Annotated in this window: 20 protein-coding genes; 3 read left to right on the top strand and 17 right to left on the bottom strand. The window is 59.7% G+C overall.

Annotation, left to right across the window (positions count from 1 at the left end):
* Positions 1-77 precede the first annotated feature (77 nt).
* The 3 genes from JDW18_RS05830 to JDW18_RS05820 all read right to left on the bottom strand — a co-directional run bounded on the left by JDW18_RS05830 (position 78) and on the right by JDW18_RS05820 (position 4,123).
* Positions 78-434, bottom strand: a complete 357-nt coding sequence (locus JDW18_RS05830) for a hypothetical protein (protein WP_218242757.1) — start codon at positions 432-434, stop codon at positions 78-80.
* Between the two features lie 25 nt (positions 435-459).
* Positions 460-3,072: an ATP-dependent chaperone ClpB gene (gene clpB, locus JDW18_RS05825; protein WP_218242756.1), complete on the bottom strand. Its 2,613-nt coding sequence runs from the start codon at positions 3,070-3,072 to the stop codon at positions 460-462.
* 127 nt (positions 3,073-3,199) lie between these two features.
* Positions 3,200-4,123: a helix-turn-helix domain-containing protein gene (locus JDW18_RS05820; protein WP_218242755.1), complete on the bottom strand. Its 924-nt coding sequence runs from the start codon at positions 4,121-4,123 to the stop codon at positions 3,200-3,202.
* 125 nt (positions 4,124-4,248) lie between these two features.
* On the opposite strand from JDW18_RS05820, the gene JDW18_RS05815 reads away from it, so the two are divergent.
* Positions 4,249-5,142, top strand: coding sequence for a DMT family transporter (locus tag JDW18_RS05815; protein ID WP_218242754.1), 894 nt, complete (start codon positions 4,249-4,251; stop codon positions 5,140-5,142).
* 365 nt (positions 5,143-5,507) lie between these two features.
* Here JDW18_RS05815 and JDW18_RS05810 read toward each other — a convergent pair whose 3' ends face one another.
* Entirely contained in the window at positions 5,508-5,966 is a 459-nt protein-coding gene (locus tag JDW18_RS05810; protein ID WP_218243784.1) for a molybdenum cofactor biosynthesis protein MoaE, read from the bottom strand.
* 53 nt (positions 5,967-6,019) lie between these two features.
* Between JDW18_RS05810 and JDW18_RS05805 the strand changes: the two genes are divergently transcribed.
* Complete coding sequence (locus JDW18_RS05805) at positions 6,020-6,274, top strand: hypothetical protein (protein WP_218242753.1); 255 nt, start codon at positions 6,020-6,022, stop codon at positions 6,272-6,274.
* Between the two features lie 14 nt (positions 6,275-6,288).
* Positions 6,289-6,612 (top strand): hypothetical protein, encoded by a 324-nt coding sequence (locus tag JDW18_RS05800; protein ID WP_218242752.1) that lies wholly within the window; start codon positions 6,289-6,291, stop codon positions 6,610-6,612.
* 121 nt (positions 6,613-6,733) lie between these two features.
* Here the strand turns inward: JDW18_RS05800 and JDW18_RS05795 are convergent, their stop codons facing one another.
* The 13 genes from JDW18_RS05795 to JDW18_RS05735 all read right to left on the bottom strand — a co-directional run bounded on the left by JDW18_RS05795 (position 6,734) and on the right by JDW18_RS05735 (position 21,983).
* Positions 6,734-7,078: a recombinase family protein gene (locus JDW18_RS05795; protein ID WP_218242751.1), complete on the bottom strand. Its 345-nt coding sequence runs from the start codon at positions 7,076-7,078 to the stop codon at positions 6,734-6,736.
* The gene (locus JDW18_RS05790) at positions 7,075-8,502 is read right to left on the bottom strand and encodes a short-chain fatty acid transporter (RefSeq protein WP_246610288.1); all 1,428 of its coding nucleotides are present in this window, start codon (positions 8,500-8,502) and stop codon (positions 7,075-7,077) included. The genes JDW18_RS05795 and JDW18_RS05790 overlap by 4 nt, the downstream gene beginning before the upstream one ends.
* Before the next feature lie 179 nt (positions 8,503-8,681).
* The gene (locus JDW18_RS05785; protein WP_218242750.1) at positions 8,682-9,872 is read right to left on the bottom strand and encodes a PepSY-associated TM helix domain-containing protein; all 1,191 of its coding nucleotides are present in this window, start codon (positions 9,870-9,872) and stop codon (positions 8,682-8,684) included.
* A 13-nt stretch (positions 9,873-9,885) separates the two neighbouring features.
* Positions 9,886-12,345, bottom strand: a complete 2,460-nt coding sequence (locus tag JDW18_RS05780; protein ID WP_425514794.1) for a TonB-dependent receptor — start codon at positions 12,343-12,345, stop codon at positions 9,886-9,888.
* A 250-nt stretch (positions 12,346-12,595) separates the two neighbouring features.
* Positions 12,596-13,576, bottom strand: coding sequence for a FecR domain-containing protein (locus JDW18_RS05775; RefSeq protein ID WP_218242748.1), 981 nt, complete (start codon positions 13,574-13,576; stop codon positions 12,596-12,598).
* A complete protein-coding gene (locus JDW18_RS05770; RefSeq protein ID WP_218243782.1) occupies positions 13,573-14,061 on the bottom strand; it encodes a sigma-70 family RNA polymerase sigma factor in 489 nt (162 codons plus the stop codon). The genes JDW18_RS05775 and JDW18_RS05770 overlap by 4 nt, the downstream gene beginning before the upstream one ends.
* 140 nt (positions 14,062-14,201) lie before the next feature.
* Positions 14,202-14,456, bottom strand: a complete 255-nt coding sequence (gene moaD / locus JDW18_RS05765; RefSeq protein ID WP_218242747.1) for a molybdopterin converting factor subunit 1 — start codon at positions 14,454-14,456, stop codon at positions 14,202-14,204.
* 11 nt (positions 14,457-14,467) lie between these two features.
* Complete coding sequence (locus JDW18_RS05760; RefSeq protein ID WP_218242746.1) at positions 14,468-15,724, bottom strand: molybdopterin molybdotransferase MoeA; 1,257 nt, start codon at positions 15,722-15,724, stop codon at positions 14,468-14,470.
* Positions 15,725-15,738: 14 nt separating this feature from the next.
* The gene (gene mobB / locus JDW18_RS05755) at positions 15,739-16,281 is read right to left on the bottom strand and encodes a molybdopterin-guanine dinucleotide biosynthesis protein B (protein WP_218243781.1); all 543 of its coding nucleotides are present in this window, start codon (positions 16,279-16,281) and stop codon (positions 15,739-15,741) included.
* 134 nt (positions 16,282-16,415) lie between these two features.
* Positions 16,416-17,849: a threonine synthase gene (gene thrC / locus JDW18_RS05750; RefSeq protein WP_218242745.1), complete on the bottom strand. Its 1,434-nt coding sequence runs from the start codon at positions 17,847-17,849 to the stop codon at positions 16,416-16,418.
* A 149-nt stretch (positions 17,850-17,998) separates the two neighbouring features.
* Positions 17,999-19,198, bottom strand: a complete 1,200-nt coding sequence (locus tag JDW18_RS05745; RefSeq protein ID WP_218242744.1) for a hypothetical protein — start codon at positions 19,196-19,198, stop codon at positions 17,999-18,001.
* A 90-nt stretch (positions 19,199-19,288) separates the two neighbouring features.
* Positions 19,289-20,623, bottom strand: a complete 1,335-nt coding sequence (locus JDW18_RS05740; RefSeq protein WP_218242743.1) for a homoserine dehydrogenase — start codon at positions 20,621-20,623, stop codon at positions 19,289-19,291.
* A gap of 70 nt (positions 20,624-20,693) precedes the next feature.
* Positions 20,694-21,983: a pyridoxal phosphate-dependent aminotransferase gene (locus JDW18_RS05735; protein WP_218242742.1), complete on the bottom strand. Its 1,290-nt coding sequence runs from the start codon at positions 21,981-21,983 to the stop codon at positions 20,694-20,696.
* Between the last annotated feature and the right edge of the window lie 96 nt (positions 21,984-22,079).

Here is a 22,079-nt window from a genome sequence, read left to right as displayed (position 1 = left end):
GTAAACACAGCGTAAAAAAAGAGCCTGACACATACAAGTGCAGGCTCTTTGCGGGCGAGAGTCAGCTCAGCCGTCGATCAGGACTCATGCACCTCACGCGGCTGCACATCGGTCACCTCACCGTTACCGGGCAGCACGCCACGACGCGAGCGGGCTTCACGCTGATCTTTTTTGACATCGGCATCGCCCGACGATTGCGCCATCCACTCTGCACCCGAGCGGTACACGGTCTGCCAGCCGGCAAACGGGCTCATGGAGCCAAAGCTCATGGGCACCACGGGCTGGCCTGTGAGCTTGGCCCACAGTGCACGCACACCCCAGGCAGCCGCAATCAAGGCAGCCACTGCCAGCAGGCACAGGAAGAACACCAGGCCCACCAGCATCAGCATGATGCGGACGGCCCAACGGGTTGCGGTGGTGGCGAAATCGTTCAAAGCAATACCTTTCTATCGTTCGGCCTCAGGCTACCGCCCCAGACTCGAACCGGAACACCCCCGGCTCATTGACCGGGTCCACTGTCACTGCAATCGTACTCTTTGGTGGGAACTTTCCCTCAAGCAACAACTTGGACAGCGGGTTTTCAATACGCTGCTGAATGGCCCGCTTGAGTGGACGGGCACCAAACACGGGGTCGAAACCAACCTTGGCCAACTCGGCCAGAGCCTGTTCGGACACCTGCATGTTCAGCTCCATCTTCTGCAGACGGCTTTCCAGCAGCTTCAGCTGAATTCTGGCAATCGCCTCGATGTTCTTGGCGTCCAGTGCATGGAAGACCACGGTTTCATCGATACGGTTCAGGAATTCGGGTCTGAAATGGTTTTTAAGTTCCCCCCAGACGGCTTCCTTCACATCATCAGCATCCTCGCCCACCATGGCTTGAATCAAATGTGAACCAATGTTGCTGGTCATGACAATCACGGTGTTCTTGAAGTCCACCGTACGGCCCTGTCCATCGGTCAGGCGGCCATCGTCGAGCACCTGCAGCAACACATTGAACACATCGGGGTGGGCTTTTTCCACCTCATCGAGCAGCAGCACGCTATAGGGTTTGCGACGCACGGCTTCCGTCAGGTAGCCGCCCTCTTCGTAACCCACATAGCCGGGAGGCGCACCAATCAAGCGTGCCACAGAGTGCTTTTCCATGAACTCACTCATGTCAATGCGCACCAGGTGGTCTTCGCTGTCGAACAGGAAACCTGCCAGCGCCTTGCACAGCTCTGTCTTGCCCACGCCCGTGGGGCCCAGGAACAGGAAGGAGCCTGTAGGACGGTTCGGGTCGGACAGACCCGAGCGCGAACGGCGAATGGCATTGGCCACGGCGCTGATGGCCTCTTCCTGGCCCACCACACGCTCGTGCAATTTGTCCTCCATGTGCAGCAGCTTGTCTTTTTCGCCCTGCATCATCTTGGCCACGGGAATACCCGTCGCGCGGCTGACGACTTCGGCAATTTCCTCTGCGCCCACCTGGGTACGCAGCAGCTTGTTGGTGGCCACGCCGTCCTGGCCCTCTTCCTTGACCTGGGCTTCGTGCAACTGCTTTTCCAGCGCAGGCAGCTTGCCGTATTGCAGCTCGGCCACCTTGTTGAAGTCGCCCTTGCGCTTGAACTCTTCGATCTGAATGCGCAGCTGGTCCACTTCCTTGCGGATTTGCTCGGAGCCCTGAGCGCTGGCCTTCTCGGCCTTCCAGATTTCTTCCAGATCGGCGTACTCGCGCTCCAGGCTTTCGAGTTCTTCCTCAATCAGCGACAGACGCTTTTGCGAGGCCTCGTCCTTTTCACGCTTCATGGCTTCGCGCTCGATCTTGAGCTGAATCATGCGGCGCTCGAGCTTGTCCATCACCTCGGGCTTGGAGTCCATCTCGATCTTGATCTTGGCCGCAGCCTCGTCAATCAGGTCAATGGCCTTGTCGGGCAGGAAGCGATCTGTGATGTAGCGGTGCGACAGCTCTGCTGCAGCAACGATAGCAGGGTCCGTAATATCGACGTTGTGGTGCGCCTCATACTTCACTTGCAGGCCACGCAGGATGGCGATGGTGTCTTCCACCGAAGGCTCGTCCACGATCACCTTCTGGAAACGGCGCTCCAGCGCAGCATCTTTTTCGATGTACTTGCGGTATTCATCCAGCGTGGTGGCACCCACGCAGTGCAACTCGCCACGCGCCAGCGCGGGCTTGAGCATATTGCCAGCGTCCATCGCACCATCGGCCTTGCCTGCGCCGACCATGGTGTGAATTTCATCGATGAACAAAATGATGCGACCTTCATCCTGCGCAATTTCCTTGAGCACGGATTTCAGGCGCTCTTCAAAGTCGCCACGGTACTTGGCACCGGCCAGCAGGCCCGCCATATCCAGCGACAGCACGCGCTTTCCCTGCAGGCTCTCGGGCACTTCACCGGCCACGATGCGCTGGGCCAGACCTTCCACAATGGCGGTCTTGCCCACGCCGGGCTCGCCAATCAGCACGGGGTTGTTCTTGCTGCGCCGCTGCAGCACCTGAATGGCACGGCGGATTTCGTCGTCGCGGCCAATCACAGGGTCGAGCTTGCCGATGCGGGCGCGCTCGGTCAGGTCCAGCGTGTATTTCTTGAGCGCTTCGCGCTGGCCTTCGGCTTCTGCACTGTCCACTTTCTGTCCTCCACGTACGGCATTGATAGCGGCTTCCAGACTGGATTTGCTCACGCCGCATTGTTTGAGCAAGGCACCGGCGCGTGTGGCCGAGCCTGCGGCATCCGCCAGCGCCAGCAAGAACAGCTCGCTGGCAATGAACTGGTCGCCACGGTTGAGCGCTTCTTTTTCGGTGGCCTGCAGCAGGCGGGCCAGCTCGCTGCCCACCTGTACATCGCCCTGCTGCTGCACGCGGGGCAGGTCGGCCATGGCCTGCTCGGCCAGGTTTTTCAGTTGCTGCACATTGCCGCTGGCACGCTGCAGCAGCGCAGAGGGGCCATCGGGCTGGCGCAACATGGCGACCAGCAGGTGCAGGGGGTCAATGGTGGATTGGTCAGCACCGAGCGCAAGAGACTGCGCGTCGGCCAGAGCTTCCTGGAATTTGGTCGTCAGTTTGTCAATTCGCATGGTGTGTCGCTTTCGCTCCATATCAAAGTCATTGCGATTTATCTGATAGCTGTACGGGTATTTTCAAGAGCATCTTGCGCAAAAAATCAGCAAACGCCTGTCCTTCGTCTTCGCTTTTTGAGGCACATCAAACCGCAGCATCGCGCCAGCGCTGGGCCAGCTGCGCAGGCGTCAGACCAAATTGCCGGCGAAAGCACCGCAGCAGGTGACTGGCACTGGAAAAGCCCGTCTCCAAGGCCAGTTGCTCAAGCCCGGGCCTGCGCCCCCTGGCCAGCAAGCGCTGGTGTGCGCTTTGCAGGCGCCGCTGCATCACCCAGTCATGCACGGTGCAGCCCATGCTCTGGTGGAACATGCGGGCAAAGTGATATTCCGACAAGGCCGCGACCTGCGCCAGCGCGGGCAGGCTCAGGGCTTTGCTGTCTGGCAGATGGGCATCCACATAGTCCAGCACCCGGCGCCGCACCAACGATGAAAGGCCTCCCAGCGGCTTGTCCAGCTTCTGGCGCTGCTGCGGCGCAGCCGACTGCAACACCAGCTGGTCCAGCACAGACTGGCTCAACCAGTCCGCCCGCCAGGCTTCGTGGGTGCAGCTCCAGTCCAGCTGCCACAGCTTCTGCGCCCAGTGTGCGTACACCGGGTTGTGCGCATAGATGTGCGGTGTCAGTGTGATGCTGCGGGGCTCGGCATCCAGCAGGCGCACCACACGGTCAGCCCAGGCGATATCCGAAACATAAAGGTGCAGAAACTGCACCGGCTCCCGCACCAGCCAGCGGGATTCATGCCCCGCAGGAAACACACAGAACCGGCCAGCCTCACCCCGGGCGGCCGCATTGTCCCGCAACTGCGACCCATGGCCGCCCGCCAGATAGACCGACAGCGTGTGATGCCCTTGCTGCTGGTAGTGCACCTCGTCGTTCTGATTGGCCCAGATTGCCAGTGACAGCTCCTGACTCAGGCCCGCCTTGCGCCGCAACTGTGCCCGCGACTGCGCCAGCACATCGCTGAGGTGCGGCGAGACAGGCGCGGTCAAGGCATTGGCTGGGGCAGGCATGAATGCATTGTGGCGTCAGGCCTGCTGCCGGGTTTGCTGCAGCGCCACAAAACCGCAGGAATATGCAATGCCCAAGTGGCTTCAGCGCACATGATTTAAACACTCTCTGCCTGATTGAATTTGCCATGATGCTTCCCCTCTATGCCCTGGTCGTGCTGATCTGGGGCTCCACCTGGATTGCGCTCAAGATGCAGCTGGGTCTGGTGCCTGTTGAGCTTTCCATCGCCTACCGCTTTGGACTGGCTGCTATCGTTTTATTTGCCTGGCTGCTACTCTCCCGCCAGTGGCGTGTCCCACGCGGCGCTGCCATCCCGCGTGTGCTGGGCCAGGGGCTGTGCCTATTCAGTCTGAACTTTGTGTGCTTCATGCACGCCAGCGAAACTCTGACCAGCGGGCTGGCGGCCGTGGTTTTCTCCAGCGCCAGCATCTGGAACGCCTTTCTGGCACGCGCCATCCATGGGCGCAAGCTGGCCCCGAACGTCATGGCGGGCAGCGCACTGGGGCTGACGGGTCTGGTCATTCTGTTCTGGCCCGAACTGCAGCAAGGCCATCACGCCAGCTGGCGAGGGCTGCTGTGGGCACTGGGCGGCACGCTGTGCTTTTCCTGCGGCAATATGCTTTCCGCATCGCTGCAGGGGCTGGGCTACAAACCGCTGCACACCAATGCCTGGGGCATGCTGGCGGGCACGCTGCTGCTGGTGGCCTATGCGCTGATTGCAGGCCTGCCCTGGCGCTTTGATACCAGCCTGCGCTACACCGGTGCGCTGCTGTATCTGGCCATTCCCGGCTCGGTCATTGCGTTTACGGCTTACCTCACGCTGGTGGGCAAGCTGGGACCCGAAAAAGCCGCCTACGCCACAGTGCTGTTTCCCATCGTGGCCCTCAATATCTCGGCAGTGGTCGAAGGCTATGTGTGGACTGCTGCGGGGCTGCTGGGCCTGGCCCTGGTAATGGCTGGCAATGTGCTGGTCTTCAGGCCGCCGCGCTGGCTGCAACCCAGCAAACTTCAAAAGGCATAGCATCCACCGCTTTTCTTCACTGGATTTCAGTCGGTTTACCGTCTGAAACTCAATGAATACAGGTGCTGGCGGCTATGCATTCATTAGGGTCTGTTGAGAATTAGGCGGGGATCGCGTTGCAGCGCCAGGAGGCTGGATGCTAGGCGCATGGCCGAAGCAATGCTCATGCCTTGCGAGTGCATGCAACAACGCAGACGGACTCCTGTCGCTGCAACCCGAAGGGAAGGACTCTGGCCGCTGGCCACTCGTCGTTGCGCTCCCGTTATGGGGATACATCGGGTGAGCACCCGCACGGCGTCACGCGCCTAGATTGGCAAGCGGCCAGAACCCTTCGCGACCCCGCTCAATTCTCAATAGACCCTGGTCTATTTCCAGCGATTTAAAGCCTGCTCATCGCTGACCCGCGCATCCACCCAGCGTGCACGGCTATCGGTTTGCTCTTTTTTCCAGAATGGCGCTTCGGACTTCAGGTAGTCCATGATGAACTCGCAGGCCTCAAACGATTTGCCACGGTGGGCACTGGTCACAGCCACCAGCACAATCTGCTCCATGGGCTGCATCATGCCGATGCGGTGAATGACGCGTGCACCAAAAATGCCAAAGCGTTCTACCGCCCGGTCAATGATGGCCTCGATGCTTTTTTCCGTCATGCCGGGGTAGTGCTCCAGCTCCATGCTCGATACCGCATCACCTTCGTTGCGATCGCGCACTGTGCCCACAAAGCTGCAGACCGCGCCCACACGGGCATCGCCCGCCCGCAAGGCGGCGATTTCGGTGGAAAGATCAAAGTCCTGGGTCTGAATGGATACACGTGCAGCAGTCATGCCTGCATTGTCGCAGGCCAGCATGGACATGTGCTGCGCATTAGCATTGCGCCATGGCCACACAAACCATCAATTTGCCTGAGTACACGCTGTACCCATCCCCCCGCAACGAGCACCGGATGATTTTCGAATTCCAGCTCTTTGTGGCGTACCCCTATGAGCTGATTCACCTGCCCGACTACAACTTCAAGGGCAAGGCCACACTGTTTGCCGCGCACCGCAAGCACGACAACAAATCGGGCCAGCTCATTACCTGCGAGCTGGCAGATGATCTGGCCCGCTTCGAGCGTCTGTTCGAGCCAAGCTGAAAAGGGGCGCGCTCATGGACGATACCAGCCAGATTCAGCCCCCACCGAGCTTTGCCGAGCTGTTTCGCACACGCAGCGGCAAGCTGTCTGAGCCCATTGGCACGGTGGTTGCACGCTATGAATTGTGCGAAGACCTGGCCTGCCACCTGACAGAGCAGGCGCAGACGCTGTACCACTCGGGCAACTCATCTGAGGAACAAGTGCTGCTAGGCATGCACGCGGGCCTGGCTGCCGAAGGCTCTGTGGTCAGCCCTCTTGAAGCGGGCTGGATTGTGCAGCGCCTGGCCGAGCTGCTGGAGTGGCGTGCGCCGCTGCTGCCAGACAGCAGCGCCGAATAAGCCTTAAATTAGCCCCAAGTGCTTTTAGATTAAACGCTGACAGCTATCAAATTTGAATTCTTAAAAACAAAAGCCGTGCAGTTTTCACCGCACGGCTTTTTTATTTCAACAAGCTGGAAGTTCAGGCTTCGCCCGTCTTCCAGTCTGCGTAGCGGTTCAGAATGCGCTGCACTTGGCCATGCGTCCACTCGCCACCCTTGGCTGCTGCAATGCCCCGGGCATTGAGTTCAGCCGCCATGGCGCGGTGGGTCAGGCCTTGTTCCTGCAGTTGTGCAAACAAGGCTTCGTGCTGTTTGGCAAACGCATCGGCTGCCGATTTGCGCTTTTCCACCGTGGCGCGAATATTGGCCGCGCCAGCTGTGCCCAGCTTGACGCCGCGCTCTCGCGCATCCGCCAGCGCACGGCGGGTGCGAGCGCTGATCTCGGCATTGATTTCAGTGGAGAGCAAATCGGCAGTGTCGGTCATGGCATTACGGGTGGGATATAGGTCAGAGTCTGCCCCAGGAACCATAACAGGAACAGCACCACGGGCGCATGAACCAGCAACTGCACAAAGTTGTAGCCAATCAGGTCACGCGCCTTCAGGCCCAGCACGCCCAGCAGCGGCAGCATGTAGAAGGGGTTGATCAGGTTGGGCAGCGCTTCGGCGGCGTTATAGATCTGCACCGCCCAGCCCAGGTGGTAGTGCAGATCGTTGGCAACCTGCATGACGTAAGGCGCCTCCACAATCCACTTGCCACCGCCCGATGGCAGGAAGAAGCCCAGCACGGCCGAGTACGTACCCATCAGCAGCGCATAGGTGTCATGCGTGGCAAAGCTGGTGAAGAAGGTGGAGATATGGTGGGCAATGCTGGCACCGTCCACGCCCTTCACATCCGTCATGATGGCGGCAATGGCGCCATACAGCGGAAACTGAATCAGCACACCGGTGGTGGTGGGCACAGCACGCGCCACCGCATCCAGAAAGCTGCGTGGGCGCCAGTGCAGCAGCGCACCGGTCATCAGAAACAGCAGGTTGTAGGTGTTCAGACCCGAAATCGCCTGAATAAAGGGCTTGCTGGAGAACTCTTCCACCATCCAGCCCACCGTCAGCGCCACCAGCAGCACGATAAGAATGGGGCTGTATTCCAGCCATTCACCGGGGCGGCTGGGCTTCTTGGTTTCCTTCACCGCTTCTTCGGTCAGGTCAACCTGGCACTGGGCAGCATCACGTGCAAACTTCTCGCCAGGGGCCGTCATGTAAGCGACGACCACGGAGATCACCATCAGCACCGCCAGCATCACGCCAGACTGCCACAAGAAGATAGTCTCAGTAAACGGGATCACGCCGGTAATCGCCAGAATGCCGGGGGGCAGGCTGGCAGGGTTGGCCTGCAACTGTGCAGCCGAAGACGAAATGCCCAGTGCCCACACGGCGCCCAGACCCAGATACACAGCAGCGCCCGCAGCGCGGTAGTCCATCTTGATGTCGGTGCGGCGTGCCAGCGCCTTGACCAGCAGGCCGCCAAACACCAGGCTCAGGCCCCAGTTCAGCAGCGACGCAGTCAGCGACACAAAAGCCACCCAGGCCACGGCGCCACGGCCGGTCTTGGGCACACGGGCCAGGGAATGAATCAGCTTGGATGCGGGCTTGGAGCTGGCCACCACATAGCCACCAATCACCACAAACGCCATTTGCATGGTGAAGGGAATCAGGCTCCAGAAACCCTTGCCAAAAGCCTTGCTGGTTTCAGCCGCCGGCGCGCCAATGGCAAAGGCAGCCAGCACCACGATAAAGATGCCGACGACGGCAAACACCCACGAATCCGGGAACCACTTCTCCGCCCAACTGGCGCAGCGCATAGCAAAGCGCGCAGAGCGGGTCTCCTCCATATTGACTTGAGTTGTCATGAGTAGCGCTTTCTGTCTCTCTTTTAGAAGCGCGGATTGTCATGAAGGAAAGCCGTCAGCCTAGTGAAAACACGCTTGGGTTAACCCTAGTAAGCAGTTGCACGGTAGCTGCGCCTCGGCACAAAAACAGGCCTGTGCAATCGCCTGCACAGGCCTCTTTCTTATGCGCAGCCGCACCGCTATTTCAAGGATTGCCGTGCAGCGTTTGCAGCACGACGCCTCAAGCGCCATTGCTGCAGTCCCGCAATCGCCATAAGCACCAGCAATACGCCCGACAAGCCCACCACAATGCGCCCGGGCAAACCCAGCGCCTTGCCTGAATGCAGCGGGTACTGCCAGACCAGAAATCGATCAGCGCGCGTGCCGCTGTCATAGCCAAACAGCGCCTTGGGCAAGCCTGTGTGTGCATCGATAAAGACTTGCTCATAGCGCACACGAAACAGTTGCTCGCGAAAGCCCGGCTCTTGAAACGCAACCCGATATACGCCCTGCTGCGGCATGTAGCTGATGTACCAGGGCTCAAAACTGCGCGCCCGCAAGGGCAAGCCCTCTCTGGATTTTTGGACTGCGGCACTCGGCGCCATGGGCTGCGCCCCCGTGGTGTGGGCCGGCAAACTGCTGACAGGATGAGGGCTGACGCTTCCAAACCAGGCCAGCACGGGTTTGAAGATTTCGTTACCCAGGTTCAGGCTGGCGCCGCTGAAGGCCAGCATGACAAACAAAGGCAGCATCCAAAGCCCCAGTGCACGATGCAGATCGAACATCCAACGAAAGCCTTTGGCTCCACGCTTGATTTGCCATGCGGGCTTCCAGCGCCGCCAAAAGCTACTAGGCACACTTTTTGGCGCCGATGGCTTCACAGGCAAACTCAGCACCACTCCCGCGACCGACAACAGCAGCCACACCAGAGCCACCGAGCCCATCAGCCAGTGCCCCCAACGCTGGGGCATTGTCAGAGATCGGTGAAAGCGATTCACCAGAGGCATCAGGTGCGCCCTGCCCAGCACCCAGGCGCCCCACTTTCGACTTCCCAGAATCACTCCTGTCGAGGGATTGACCAGAAGACGGTCAAAACCCAGCACATGCTCTTTGCTGCGGGCCTGCACCTGCACTTCTGCTGCGCGACCCGGCAAGGTGTTCAGTGGCAACAAGCTCACCCGCAACCGGGCGTCCTGCGCCTCGATGCGCTCGGTCAGCTCGCTGGCATTCAATGCAGGCCCTGTCCAGTCCGCTCGCAGCAGTTCAGGATTGAGCCATTCGTCGATCTCGTGCTCAAAGGCCAGCAAGCTGCCAGTGGCACCCGCCAGTATCAAAAAAACCAGCGCAGCCAAGCCCAGCCAGCGATGCAGCAAACGCAGCCATTGACGCATGAAGTCCCCCTGCTTACCAGCGATGCGTGTAGCCCACCTTGAGCACTGCGCCCGCAGCTGGCAAGCGGCTGGTGTTGGAGCTGCTGCGCATGAGCTGGCTATACAGCGGGTAATACTGCCGATTCAGCAGGTTTTCCACGCTCAGCACCACACTGTTTTTGGCGTCGATCTTCCAGCGGCTGATCCAGTCCAGCGTGGTGTAGCTGCTGACCTCGCGTCGCCCAAAGGCGTTCACGCTGTTGATACGGTAGTCCCGGCTACCGTAGTAACTGGCTTGCAGGCGATGGCTCCAGTTGGCGTCAGGGCGGTATTCCACATAGGCCGTGAGCTTGAGCGGCGGAATGCGATAGCCCGTCAGCACCTGATAGCTGGCAGCGCCCTGCGGCTGCTCTTTGCCCTTCATCCAGGTTAACGAGCCGCCGGTGCGCAGCTTGTCATCCTTGCTGAAGTAGTCCATCGAGGCTTCCAGCCCGTGCACCTTTTCCTTGGTACGCGCCAGCGACAGACCATTGTTAAAGCTTTGCAGCGCCCCCAGGTCAGAGGAAGACTGAAACACGCTGACATTGGCCAGCACCGAATCAAATTTGCCACGCCAGCCCAGCTCTACCGTATCGGTCTTGACGGACTGCAACAACGAATTACCCAGATTGAAGTTGGGCGTGGCATTGCGCACCTGAATGCCAATGTCCGGCAACTCAAAGCCCTGACTGTAGGAGCCGTAAATCTCATGCCCCTTGGCTGGCGCGAACACTGCACCGGCGTTGAAGGTCCAGTCGCCATAGTTGACCGTACCGCCGCGCACCATGGCGGGGTTGGCCACACGAGACTGAGACAGCGGCACAAAGTCTCCAAAACTGGCGCTGGCCTTGTCATAACGCGCACCGCCCTCTACCGACCATTGTTCATTGAAGCGGTGCTGCAACTGGGCAAACGCACCTAGACTGCGGGTGGTCACCTCAGGCATATAGATCAGGCGGCCAATCTTGCGAAACACCATGCCGCCACTGGCGTCGTACACCTTGGGGTCGAAGATATCGATGGGCATGTCCGTGTGTTCCTGATTGAAGTCAGCGCCCCAGATCAACAGGCTTTGCTTGCCCGTTCCCAGCGGTGTCTTGATCGTCAGGCGGCCACCCAGCACGCTGGAGTTCTGCATGGACTGATCCACATTGGCACCCCGCACGGGAACAGCCCGCGCATCAAACGGTGCGAATCGCGTGAAAAAGTCACGGTAGTAAAGCTGCGCCGCCAGGGTGCTGCCTGCCAGGTCCTTGTGCTCGTAATCCAGACCCAGCATGGAGTTCTTGACCCGGTTCTGGTCGGCCAGTTGCAAGCCCTTGATGGCCTTGGCCGTTGCTGTACCCGCAGGCAGACGACCTACCGAAGGGTCTGAGCCATAGTCCGTGGACTGCTTGGCATCGTGATGGCTGGCAGACAGTTGCAACCGCTGATTGGCATCAATCTTGAAGCCGACCTTGCCCGAGACGCTATAAATATTGGAGTCGAACAAGTCCCCCTGACTGGGCTCTGGCGCAATACGGTCGCCCTTTGCGTCAAACGAGCCACCCACATGCCGGGCACCCAGGCTGACGGAGTAGTCCACCTTGTCATTGCCGCCCGCCATATAGTGCTGCACCTCACCACCCAGACCCGAGGCCCCCAGTCTGGAAAGCGGCGATACGCCGGTTACCGTGGTTTCGGCAATAGTCTCGCCCTCGGGCCTGCGGGTGCGAATGGACACAATGCCGCCTGCCGCGCCGCTGCCGTAAATAGCGCTGCTGCCACGCAGCACCTCAATCTGTTCAATATCCGCCGGATTGATGTTGGCCAGATTGCGGGATGAATCTCGGTTGGTATTCATCGGCACGCCATCGACCAGCACCAGCATATTGCGCCCGCGCAGTGTCTGGCCGTAGTCAGTGATGGTGTGACTGGAATCCGCCATGCCGGGTACCGCCTTGCTCAGCATGGTGGCCAGACTGTCCGAGCCATGGCGCAGAGTCTCAATCTCCTCGCGCTCCAGCGTCGTCACCTGCCGCACTGGCGGGGTCAGATTGCCCTGCGTGCGGCCCGTGACTGTCACTTCCTGCAAGGTTGCGGCCTGCTCCTCGGGGTTTGCGGCCCCCGCAGTGGCACCGGTAGCCACTGAAGCCGCCTTGGCGCTGCTGGAATCGGCCTGCGCATGCAGCGCATAACTGCCATCACCGACCTGACGGGCTTTGAAGCCGCTGCCTTGCAACAGTCGCTCAAACCCCTGCTGCAAGCTCATGCTCCCTTTGAGCCCCGTCGTCTGGCGCTGCGCCTGCTCGCCCAGTTCCACGCTCAAGCTGATGCCCGCCTGCTTGGCAAATGTCAGCAACGCGCCCTTGAGCGGGCCTGCGGGAACATCAAAGGAATGCAGCGCTTGTTGCCCGCTTGATTCAGACTTTTCAGGAGCCTGCGCCCATGCCACGGGCACGCTGCCTCCCGCCATGGCCAGCAGCGCCAGCTGAACCACACGCGGCAGGACGCGAAGCGTCAAAGCAGAACTACGTGAATGCTGCAGAGGCAGCGTCGATGGGGGCTTCTGAAAAGTCATGGCTTGAGATTCCGGTCAAGGAAAAAGTGGTATTCACATGACATGACCGGCCAGACTTCAAAACCGGACACGGTTTTTCAGAAAATGTAAAAAAATCCATGGTTTGTTGAGATTTAGGCGGGGATCGCTCAATTCTCAACAGACCCTAGCTTTTCCCCGCCAGCACCACCCAATAAGCGCTGCGCCTGCGCTGTGTAATGGGCAAAGTCGATGTCAGCAACTGCAGCACTTTGTCGGTGTCCTTGATCTGGAAAATGCCGTTGACGCGCAACTGCGCCACCTCAGGGTCGCAGCGCAGAACGCCGGGGCGGTAACGCCCCAGTTCAGCAACAAAATCATCCAGTCGCATATGGTCGGCATGGATATAGCCCTGCTGCCAGGCAGCCACATCGGCAGTGACTGGCATGATTTCGCCTGCTGAGGTCGCCGTGAAGCTCAGTTGCTCTCCAGCATTCACTCGCGTACGGGCGGTATGAAGACCAGGCCACACATCTACCGCCCCTTCCAGCACCGAAAGCCGGGTCTGTTCCGCAGTCTGGCGCACCACAAACCGGGTTCCAACAGGCTGCATCAGACCATGGGCACTGCGCACAAGCAACGGGCGCGGATCTGCGGCGGATCCAGGTGCACTTTCAATCAAAATCTCGCCGCTGTGCTGTTCAATCAAGCGCTGCTTGCTATCAAATTTAATACTGATTGCCGATGCGGTATTGAGCACCAGTCTGGAGCCATCGGGCAGTTGCACATCACGCTGCTCTCCTGTCGCGGTGCGCAAATCCGCATTCCACTCCCCCCACCACAGTGGCAGCCTGAGACCCAGCCACAGTGCCAGCGGCGCAGCAATGACGGTGCCTGCCGCCCCCATCAGCACCGCTCTGCGGTGACTGCGCTGCGCACGCGATCTGCCCAGCACGGCCATGCCCACCGCAGAAGGCACGGTGCTGAACTTGTCCGCCAACGCCTGCGCCTGTGCCCAGACCTGGCGATGCGCAGGGCTTTGCGCCAGCCATTGCTCCAGCCGTTTTCGGTCTGATGCGGTGAAAGTGCTGGAGTGCTGAAGCGCCAGCCAGTGTGCCGCCTCATCCACAAGGCTGGCAGACACAGCACTCTGCGCTTTCACACTCATGCGCAGGACTCCTGCAGCATCAGCCGCAGGCACTGGCTAAAGCCCAGAGCCATATAGCGCGTGACCGTTCGCACGCTGACCTGCAGTTGCACAGCAATGTCTTCATAGGACAGGCCTTCAAGCTGACTGAGCAAAAATGCGGTGCGCGCCTTGGCGGGCATGGCATTGAGCAGGGCATCCAGCTCACGCAAAGTCTCCAGCAACACCGCCTTATCCAGCTCCGAAGGCACCAGAGGCTCAGGCAAGGACTGCAAAGAAACCACATAAGCACGCTCCAGCGACTGGCGCTCGTAGTGGTTGATGAGCAGCCGCCGGGCCACCGTTGTCAGATAGGCGCGGGGCTCACGCAACTCCTCAGGCTGCGCGACTGACTGACCGCGCAGCACGCGCACAAAGGTGTCGTGCGCCAAATCTTCCGCGTCGAAAACATTGCCCAGCCTGCGATGCAACCATGCACGCAGCCAGCCATGGTGGCTCTGGTACATCTGCGCAAGCGGCTGAGGCCCGATGGAAGAATGAGACACGGTAGAGAAAAGACTGCACCCACGCAATCTTGAATAAGAATTACTCTCATTCTATATACCAATTTTGTCTCGACATCTCACCGTTGCCCCGATACGACGTACTACCCTCCTGTCACAGGCGGGAAAAATGCCACTTCATCACCATTCTTGAGGGCGGCGGCACCATCGCACATGTCCTGGTTCAGCGCCATGCGCACGGCACGGCCCTCGGCCAGCGCCTGGGCTGCGGCTTCGCTTTTACCCATCAACTCGGCGCGCAGTGCGCCCACGGTGGCAGCAGCCGTCTGCAGGCTTTCGCAGCCAGTGCCCATGGCTTCACGGATGGAGGCGAAATAACGCACGGTAATCTGATTCATTGCCAACTCCTTCAGGCCATCAGCTCAGAAAACGGAATAAAGCGCACGCTATCACCCTCGGCAATCGTGGTGCCTGCGGGGTTGTCGATTACGCCGTCGCCCCAGGCTGTAGATGTGAGAACACCCGAGCTTTGATTCCTGAACAGCTCCAGCCCGCCGCGCTCGTTGTAGCGCACGCGCAAAAACTCGCGGCGCTTGTCGCCCTTGGGCCAGACAAAATCGGCCCGTGCCGCGATGGAGCGTGGCAGCACGTTCTGTACACCTTGCAGGCGCAGCAGGAAGGGGCGCACCAGCACTTGGAAAGTCACAAAGCTGGAGACTGGGTTGCCCGGCAGTCCGATGAAATGCGCAAAGCCCGTGCCATATTCGCGATTGACGCGGCCATAGGCAAAAGGCTTGCCGGGTTTGATGCTGATCTGCCAGAGATCAAGCTGGCCCAGCTCCTGCACGGCGGGCTTGATATGGTCTTCCTCGCCCACGGAAACACCGCCGCTGGTGACGATCACATCATGATCAATGGCGGCATCGGCCAGTGCGGTGATCGTGGCTTCGCGGTCGTCGGGAACAATGCCCAGATCCGTCACCTCGCAGCCCATGCGCAGCAGCAGAGCACGCAGGAAAAAGCGGTTGCTGTTGTAGATGCTGCCGGGCTTCATATCCTGCGGTGCCACTGTGCCGGGCATGACCAGCTCATCACCGGTAGAGAACAGCGCCACGCGCGGCTTGCGCGCCACGGGCAGGCGGGCAAAACCCATGCTGGCCGCCAGCCCCAGATGGGCGGGCGTAAGGCGCGTGCCGGCCTCAATCACCGTCGCGCCTTGCGTGATGTCTTCGCCAGAGCGGCGAATCCACTGACCAAATTCGGGCTGGGTTTTGATGCGCACGCGGCCATCTTCCAGCACTTCACAGTCTTCCTGCATGACGATGGCATCCGCGCCCGCAGGCACGGGCGCACCCGTGAAGATGCGGGCGACCGAGCCAGCCACCAGCGCATCCGGTGCAGTGCCTGCAGGAATGCGCTGCGAGACGGGCAGCACAGCATCACCGTTCACGCACTCGGCAACCCTTACGGCATAGCCATCCATGGCCGAGTTGTCCTGCGGCGGCACCTGCAGCGGCGAGACAGCGGCCTGCAGCAGCACACGGCCATCAGCTTCAAAGGTATCGACCTGCTGCGCACCTGCCAGGGGCTGGGCGTGGGCCAGCAGCTCCTGCAATGCCTCATCCAGAGGTTTCAGTGGCTTGCGCGGTGCTTGGTTTGCTTGCATTGCGGTGTCTTTCCTTAATTCTTGTAGTTCAGAGTGTCTGCATGGTCCAGCAGCCACTGCAGCACGGCTTGCGGCTGATTCAAGTCGAGCACTGGCTGGGCCGCGGCCTGCGGCAAATCATGGGCGGCATCGGTGGCCACAGCCATCACTCTGGCGTCATGCAGGTACAGAGGATCTATGCTTTTGCCCTTGTCCAGCCGGTCCTGCTGCCTGCGCCAGACTTCAATCTTGGGCACATCGCCATGCTTGAAGCCTTCGATCAGCACCCAGTCCACGCGGGGGTCCAGTTGCGCCAGCATGTCATGCACGCTGAGTTCTGTGGGTTCATCGTACTCACGCATCAGCGCCATGCGCTGGTCAGAGGCCAGCAGCACCTCATAAGCCCCAGCCTTGCGGTGACGCCAGCTGTCCTTGCCTTCACGGTCCACATCAAAGTGATGATGGGCGTGCTTGATGACCGAGACCTTGAGGCCGCGCTGCTTCATCAGCGCCACCAAAGCTTCGACCAGCGTGGTCTTGCCTGCGCCCGAATATCCGGCAAAGCCTATGACCTTCATCTCAACAACGTCCTGATTCACATTTGATAGCTGCTAGCGCTTATGAATAAAGCGCCAGAGGCTTAATTAACTTGAAATAAAAAAGCACCTGCAGCCAGGCTCCAGGTGCTTTTCAAGCTTAACGCTGTGGGGCTTTATTTGCAGTTCTCTGCAATGAATGCCTTCACTTTGTCAGTGTCTGCAGCCATCACCACCACGCGCTTGGGCAGATCTTCAATGCCGTTGAACTTGGCCGGGCGATCGGGCTGGCGGCCCAGTGCTTCTTCGATGGTCGCCGCAAACTTGATGGGCAAGGCGGTTTCCAGCACCAGCATGGGTTCCACACCCGATTGATCCAGGTGCTCGCGCGCCACCTTCACGCCGTCGGCGGTGTGGGTGTCGATCATCTGACCAAAGCGCTCGAACGTGTCCTTGATCGTGGCCAGACGGTCAGCGTGCGTGCTCTTGCCGCTCACAAAACCGTACTTGGCAGCCGCGTCCTTGAATGCAGGGTCAGCGCTCAGATCGAACTTGCCTGCCTTGGCCACGCCATCTTCAAACAGCGACTTCAGGCGTGCGCCATCACGGCCGACCAGATCGAACACAAAGCGCTCGAAGTTGCTGGCCTTGCTGATGTCCATCGAGGGGCTGGAGGTCTCGTAGGTGTTGGCCGAGCCACGCACTTGGTAGACGCCGGTGCGGAAGAACTCGTCCAACACATCGTTTTCATTGGTGGCCACCACCAGCTTGGCAATCGGCAGGCCCATCTGGCGTGCCACATGGCCGGCGCAGATATTGCCAAAGTTGCCCGAGGGCACGGTGAAGCTGACCTTCTGGTCATTGCTCTGGGTGGCTTGCAGGTAGCCGGCAAAGTAGTACACCACCTGGGCCAGCAGACGCGCCCAGTTGATGGAGTTGACGGTGCCGATCTTGTACTGCGCCTTGAAAGCGTGGTCGTTGGAGACGGCCTTAACGATGTCCTGGCAGTCGTCAAACACGCCTTCGATGGCGATGTTGTGGATGTTGGCGTCCTGCAGACTGAACATTTGCGCCTGCTGGAAGGGGCTCATGCGGCCGTGCGGGCTGGTCATGAACACGCGCACGCCTTTTTTGCCGCGCATGGCGTATTCGGCCGCGCTGCCGGTGTCGCCAGAGGTGGCGCCCAGGATGTTCAGCTCTTCATTGCGGCGGGCCAGTTCGTACTCGAACAGATTGCCCAGCAGCTGCATGGCCATATCCTTGAAGGCCAGCGTGGGGCCGTTGGACAGGGCTTCGATGTGCAGCACGCCATCGAGCTGGCGCACGGGCACGATGGCGTCGGTACCGAACACGTCCTTGGTGTACGTCTTGGCGCACAGGGCTTGCAGATCGGCTGCGGGAATGTCGTCGATATACAGCGACAGAATCTCAAACGCCAGCGCGGCATAGCCCTTGGTGGCCAGCGTGGTGCGCAGCTGGGTCAGCTTGGCATCGCTGATCTGAGGGTACTCGACAGGCAGGTACAGGCCGCCATCGGGCGCCAGACCTTCGAGCAGGATGTCACAAAAACGCTTGCGGTCTGCGTGACCGCGGGTGGACAGATACAGCATCTCAAACTCGCCAAAAACAAAAAATCAGAACGGGCAGCCTGCAACGGACAGCTAAAGCGGGCGAACGTGATTCCGCCAAGCCCTCCATTATCGGTCAGCAGCACCCTTGCCACCATACGCCAATGCAGAGACCGGCCTTACGCAATGCATCAGGGCTGCAGATAGCGCTGAGCCCCCGGTTTGATGTACGGCGCCAGATCCTTGAATGGCACGCTGACGCCGCTGCCCAGGCACATGCCCATGGCATGGCCTATGCCGGAAATCACAAAACTCATCTTGTCGGGCTTGTTGAGCATCAGCGCCATGTACTGGGGCAGAAAGTCGGTGCACTCCTTGTCATCGTTGGAATGCTTGCGCACGGCCTTGCTCAGAAATCGCATGAACTGCTCGCTGTACTCCAGCTTGTAGTCGCCATATTTCGCGCCTTTGAGCAAGCGCGTGAAGTCCATATAGCCGCCCTTGAGCAAATCCAGCACAAAGGGGTCGTAATGATTATTGGGGTGCGCGCCGCCGCAGTCAGTCGAGCCGGACTCCACCACACTCATCAAGGCCGTGGACAGGTATGTGACGCTAATGGACTCGTCGTTGTAATTGCCCAGCGAGCCTGCTGCAGGCCCGAGGTTTTGGTAGATGGACGACTTGCACGCCAGCGCCTCAAGACTCATGGCCCAGTGGCGCTGTTCCAGCACGGCGTTGGTCTGGGCCAGAATTTTTGCATCGGGGTGACGGGTCAGGCGCGGATACCAGAACTGCGTGCGAGCATCTCGCACCGGACGCCACGCCAGATTAGGCGCCAGCACCACTTCCTTGCCCTGCGCCAAGGGCTGCAAGCTCATGCGCAGATAGTCGTAGGGCGTGGTTTTCTCGCTGATCGGCACATCTGCAGCAACCCCGCTGCCAGCGCCCTGAACAATGGCCAGCGTCACCGCCTCTACCCCTTTGGGTTGCAGCGCTTCAGGGTCGTAATGCGCAATATGCTTGAGGCTGATGGGCAGCTTTTTGCCATGGATGCCATCCACCCATTCACCGCTCAAATTCGCATCACCCTGCTGCTGAATGCTCCAGACAATGCTGCGCCGCTTGGCATCGGTAAACAATGGCGTTTCCTGCCCCAAAGCCTCGGTCAACTCGGGCGTCAGAGACTGCGCCTCGGCCAAAGCGTTGAGTGGGCCTTTGAGAGGTATATCCACCCCATAACGCGGGTAGAAATAGCGCCCCTCACGCACGCCACCAGCCTGTGGCTTACCCAGCTCCATCACCACCTCAGAGCCACCCAGCGTGCCGCGATAGACATCGACAGGCGCAGCAAAAGCCAGACCTGTCGCAGAAACAGAAAAGGCCAGCGCCATAAGGTGCCAGCCTTTGAAAAAGCCAGTGCGTGAATCGCACTGAACGGGGAGTTTTCCGGGTTGAGTGCGAAGGTGCATTGATCTGCTTTCTTAGTTCAGTTCTTCCTTGCGGATACGAGTGATAGGAGCAAGGACTGTGGGCAGTCGCTGAATTTCGTTCAGAGCAAAGCCCATGGAACCTTCGTTCGTGTCGTGCGTGAGAATGATGAGGTCGGTCTGGGTCGAGCCTTCGCCACCCACTTCATCGGCTTCGCGCTGCAGCACAGCATCGATGCTGATGCCGGAGTTCGCCAGCAAGCCGGTGATTTGGGCCAGCACGCCAGCTTCGTCAGACACGCGAATGCGCAGATAGTAGCTGGTCACCACAGCAGACATGGGCAGCACGGGCAGCTCGCTGCCAGCGGCAGCCAGAGTGTTGCTCTGGAAGGCCAGAGCTGGCACGCGGTGAGCGGGGTCAGAGCCGTCCATGCGGGCAATATCGACCAGATCGGCAATCACGGCCGAGGCAGTAGGCTCGGAGCCTGCACCCTTGCCGTAGTACAGCGTGGTGCCCACGGCATCGCCATGAACGACCACGGCATTCATCGGGCCTTCCACGTTGGCAATCAGGCGCTTGGCAGGAATCAGTGCGGGGTGCACGCGCAGCTCGATGCCCATCTTGGCGCGCTTGGTGATGCCCAGCAGCTTGATGCGGTAGCCCAGTTGCTCGGCGTACTTGATGTCGGTGGACGTCAGCTTGGTGATGCCTTCCACATAGGCCTTGTCGAACTGCACGGGAATGCCGAAAGCGATGGAGCTCATCAGCGTCGCCTTGTGCGCAGCGTCCACACCTTCGATGTCGAAAGTCGGGTCGGCTTCGGCATAGCCCAAGCGTTGCGCTTCTTTCAGCACCACGTCAAAGTCCAGGCCCTTGTCGCGCATTTCGGACAGGATGAAGTTGGTGGTGCCGTTGATGATGCCCGCCACCCACTGGATGGAGTTGGCGGTCAGGCCTTCGCGCAGGGCCTTGATGATGGGAATACCACCGGCCACAGCCGCTTCATAGGCCACGATCACACCCTTCTCGGCGGCAGCCTTGAAGATTTCCGTGCCGTGCACAGCCAGCAGCGCCTTGTTGGCGGTCACCACGTGCTTGCCAGCGGCAATGGCTTCCAGCACCAGAGCCTTGGCAATGCCGTAGCCGCCAATCAGCTCCACCACCACGTCGATATCGGGGTTGGCGATGATCTCGCGCGCATCGCCCACCACCTTGGCCTTGTTACCCACCACGCTCTTGGCGCGTTCGGTATCCAAGTCGGCCACCATGGTAATTTCAATGCCACGACCCGCACGACGGCGAATCTCGTCTTGGTTGCGTTCCAGCACATTGAAAGTACCGCTACCCACGGTGCCAATGCCCAACAGGCCTACTTGGATTGGTTTCATAAACTACTTAGGTCAAAAAATCGCCAAAGTCCATGAGAATCACGGACTTCCAGCTATCAAAAAGAAAGTATTAAGCGGCCTTTTCAGCCTTGACCGCCTTGGCGGACTTATCCTGCTGCACAGCCTTGGGCTTATCCGTGCCATGGCGCTTGCGGTATTTCTCGAGGAAGGCCGCCAGACGGTTGATGGCTTCGCGCAGATCTGCCTCATGCGGCAGGAACACGATACGGAAGTGGTCAGGCTCGGGCCAGTTAAAACCCGTTCCCTGCACCAGCATGACCTTAGTGTCCTGCAGCACTTCCAGGAAAAATTCCTGATCGTCCTTGATGGGGTACACCGCAGGGTCCAGACGCGGGAACATATACAGCGCGCCCTGAGGCTTGACGCAGCTCACACCGGGAATGGCGTTGATCAGCTCCCAGGCCAGATCACGCTGCACACGCAGGCGACCGCCCTCCTGCACCAGCGCATCAATGCTCTGGTGACCACCCAACGCCGTCTGCACGGCCCACTGGCCAGGCACGTTGGCACACAGGCGCATGTTCGAGAGCATGTTCAGGCCCTCGATGTAATCCTTGGCAGGCTTTTTGTCGCCCGAGATCACCATCCAGCCTGCACGATAGCCGCAGCTGCGATAGGCCTTGGACAGCGAATTGAACGTAATGGTCAGCACATCGGTGGACAGGCTGGCCAGTGGTGTGTGCTTGACATCGTCATACAGCACCTTGTCATAGACCTCGTCGGCAAAGATCACCAGACCATGCTCACGTGCCAGCGCCACGATTTCCAGCAGCAGCTCCTTGGAGTACAGCGCGCCTGTGGGGTTGTTAGGGTTGATGACAACAATGCCCTTGGTGCGTGGCGTGATCTTGGCGCGGATGTCGTCCATATTGGGCATCCAGCCGTTGGCTTCATCGCACATGTAATGCACGGGCGTGCCGCCAGACAGGCTGGTGGCTGCTGTCCACAGCGGATAGTCGGGCGCAGGCAGCAGCATTTCGTCGCCGTTATCCAGCAAGGCGTTGGTCGCCAGGCTGATCAGCTCGGATGCGCCATTGCCCAGATAGATATCATCCAGCGTCACGCCCTTGATGCCCTGGTGCTGCGTCTCGTGCATCACGGCCTTTCGGGCGGCAAAAATGCCCTTGCTGTCGGAGTAACCGGCCGAATTGGGCAGGTTACGAATCATGTCCTGTTGCACTTCTTCGGGTGCATCAAAACCAAACACGGCCAGATTGCCGATATTGAGCTTGATGATCTTCTGGCCGTCGTCCTCCATCTTCTTCGCCGCGTCCATGATCGGCCCACGGATGTCGTAACAGACGTTTGCTAACTTGGCGGATTTGAGAACGGGTTTCATGCGAATCAGTACAAAAGGATTTCAAGCACGCCACGACACCTTTGGCGCCATGGTGAAACCTATAATTTAAACACAGTTCCGCGCTGCAGCAATGTC

Origin of the sequence: Comamonas fluminis, from assembly GCF_019186805.1 — a bacterium.
GTDB lineage: Bacteria > Pseudomonadota > Gammaproteobacteria > Burkholderiales > Burkholderiaceae_C > Comamonas > Comamonas fluminis.
The sequence above is the reverse complement of the archived record's forward strand: the minus strand, read 5'-3'. Positions and strand labels throughout refer to the sequence as shown.

Bases quoted from the DNA above. Each gene is read 5' to 3' on its own strand.
- clpB (WP_218242756.1), bottom strand. From the start codon at position 3,072: ATGCGAATTGACAAACTGACGACCAAATTCCAGGAAGCTCTGGCCGAC.
- JDW18_RS05820 (WP_218242755.1), bottom strand. From the start codon at position 4,123: ATGCCTGCCCCAGCCAATGCCTTGACCGCGCCTGTCTCGCCGCACCTC.
- JDW18_RS05815 (WP_218242754.1), top strand. From the start codon at position 4,249: ATGATGCTTCCCCTCTATGCCCTGGTCGTGCTGATCTGGGGCTCCACC.
- JDW18_RS05810 (WP_218243784.1), bottom strand. From the start codon at position 5,966: ATGACTGCTGCACGTGTATCCATTCAGACCCAGGACTTTGATCTTTCC.
- JDW18_RS05805 (WP_218242753.1), top strand. From the start codon at position 6,020: ATGGCCACACAAACCATCAATTTGCCTGAGTACACGCTGTACCCATCC.
- JDW18_RS05800 (WP_218242752.1), top strand. From the start codon at position 6,289: ATGGACGATACCAGCCAGATTCAGCCCCCACCGAGCTTTGCCGAGCTG.
- JDW18_RS05795 (WP_218242751.1), bottom strand. From the start codon at position 7,078: ATGACCGACACTGCCGATTTGCTCTCCACTGAAATCAATGCCGAGATC.
- JDW18_RS05790 (WP_246610288.1), bottom strand. From the start codon at position 8,502: ATGACAACTCAAGTCAATATGGAGGAGACCCGCTCTGCGCGCTTTGCT.
- JDW18_RS05785 (WP_218242750.1), bottom strand. From the start codon at position 9,872: ATGCGTCAATGGCTGCGTTTGCTGCATCGCTGGCTGGGCTTGGCTGCG.
- JDW18_RS05780 (WP_425514794.1), bottom strand. From the start codon at position 12,345: ATGGCGGGAGGCAGCGTGCCCGTGGCATGGGCGCAGGCTCCTGAAAAG.
- JDW18_RS05775 (WP_218242748.1), bottom strand. From the start codon at position 13,576: ATGAGTGTGAAAGCGCAGAGTGCTGTGTCTGCCAGCCTTGTGGATGAG.
- JDW18_RS05770 (WP_218243782.1), bottom strand. From the start codon at position 14,061: ATGTACCAGAGCCACCATGGCTGGCTGCGTGCATGGTTGCATCGCAGG.
- moaD (WP_218242747.1), bottom strand. From the start codon at position 14,456: ATGAATCAGATTACCGTGCGTTATTTCGCCTCCATCCGTGAAGCCATG.
- JDW18_RS05760 (WP_218242746.1), bottom strand. From the start codon at position 15,724: ATGCAAGCAAACCAAGCACCGCGCAAGCCACTGAAACCTCTGGATGAG.
- mobB (WP_218243781.1), bottom strand. From the start codon at position 16,281: ATGAAGGTCATAGGCTTTGCCGGATATTCGGGCGCAGGCAAGACCACG.
- thrC (WP_218242745.1), bottom strand. From the start codon at position 17,849: ATGCTGTATCTGTCCACCCGCGGTCACGCAGACCGCAAGCGTTTTTGT.
- JDW18_RS05745 (WP_218242744.1), bottom strand. From the start codon at position 19,198: ATGGCGCTGGCCTTTTCTGTTTCTGCGACAGGTCTGGCTTTTGCTGCG.
- JDW18_RS05740 (WP_218242743.1), bottom strand. From the start codon at position 20,623: ATGAAACCAATCCAAGTAGGCCTGTTGGGCATTGGCACCGTGGGTAGC.
- JDW18_RS05735 (WP_218242742.1), bottom strand. From the start codon at position 21,983: ATGAAACCCGTTCTCAAATCCGCCAAGTTAGCAAACGTCTGTTACGAC.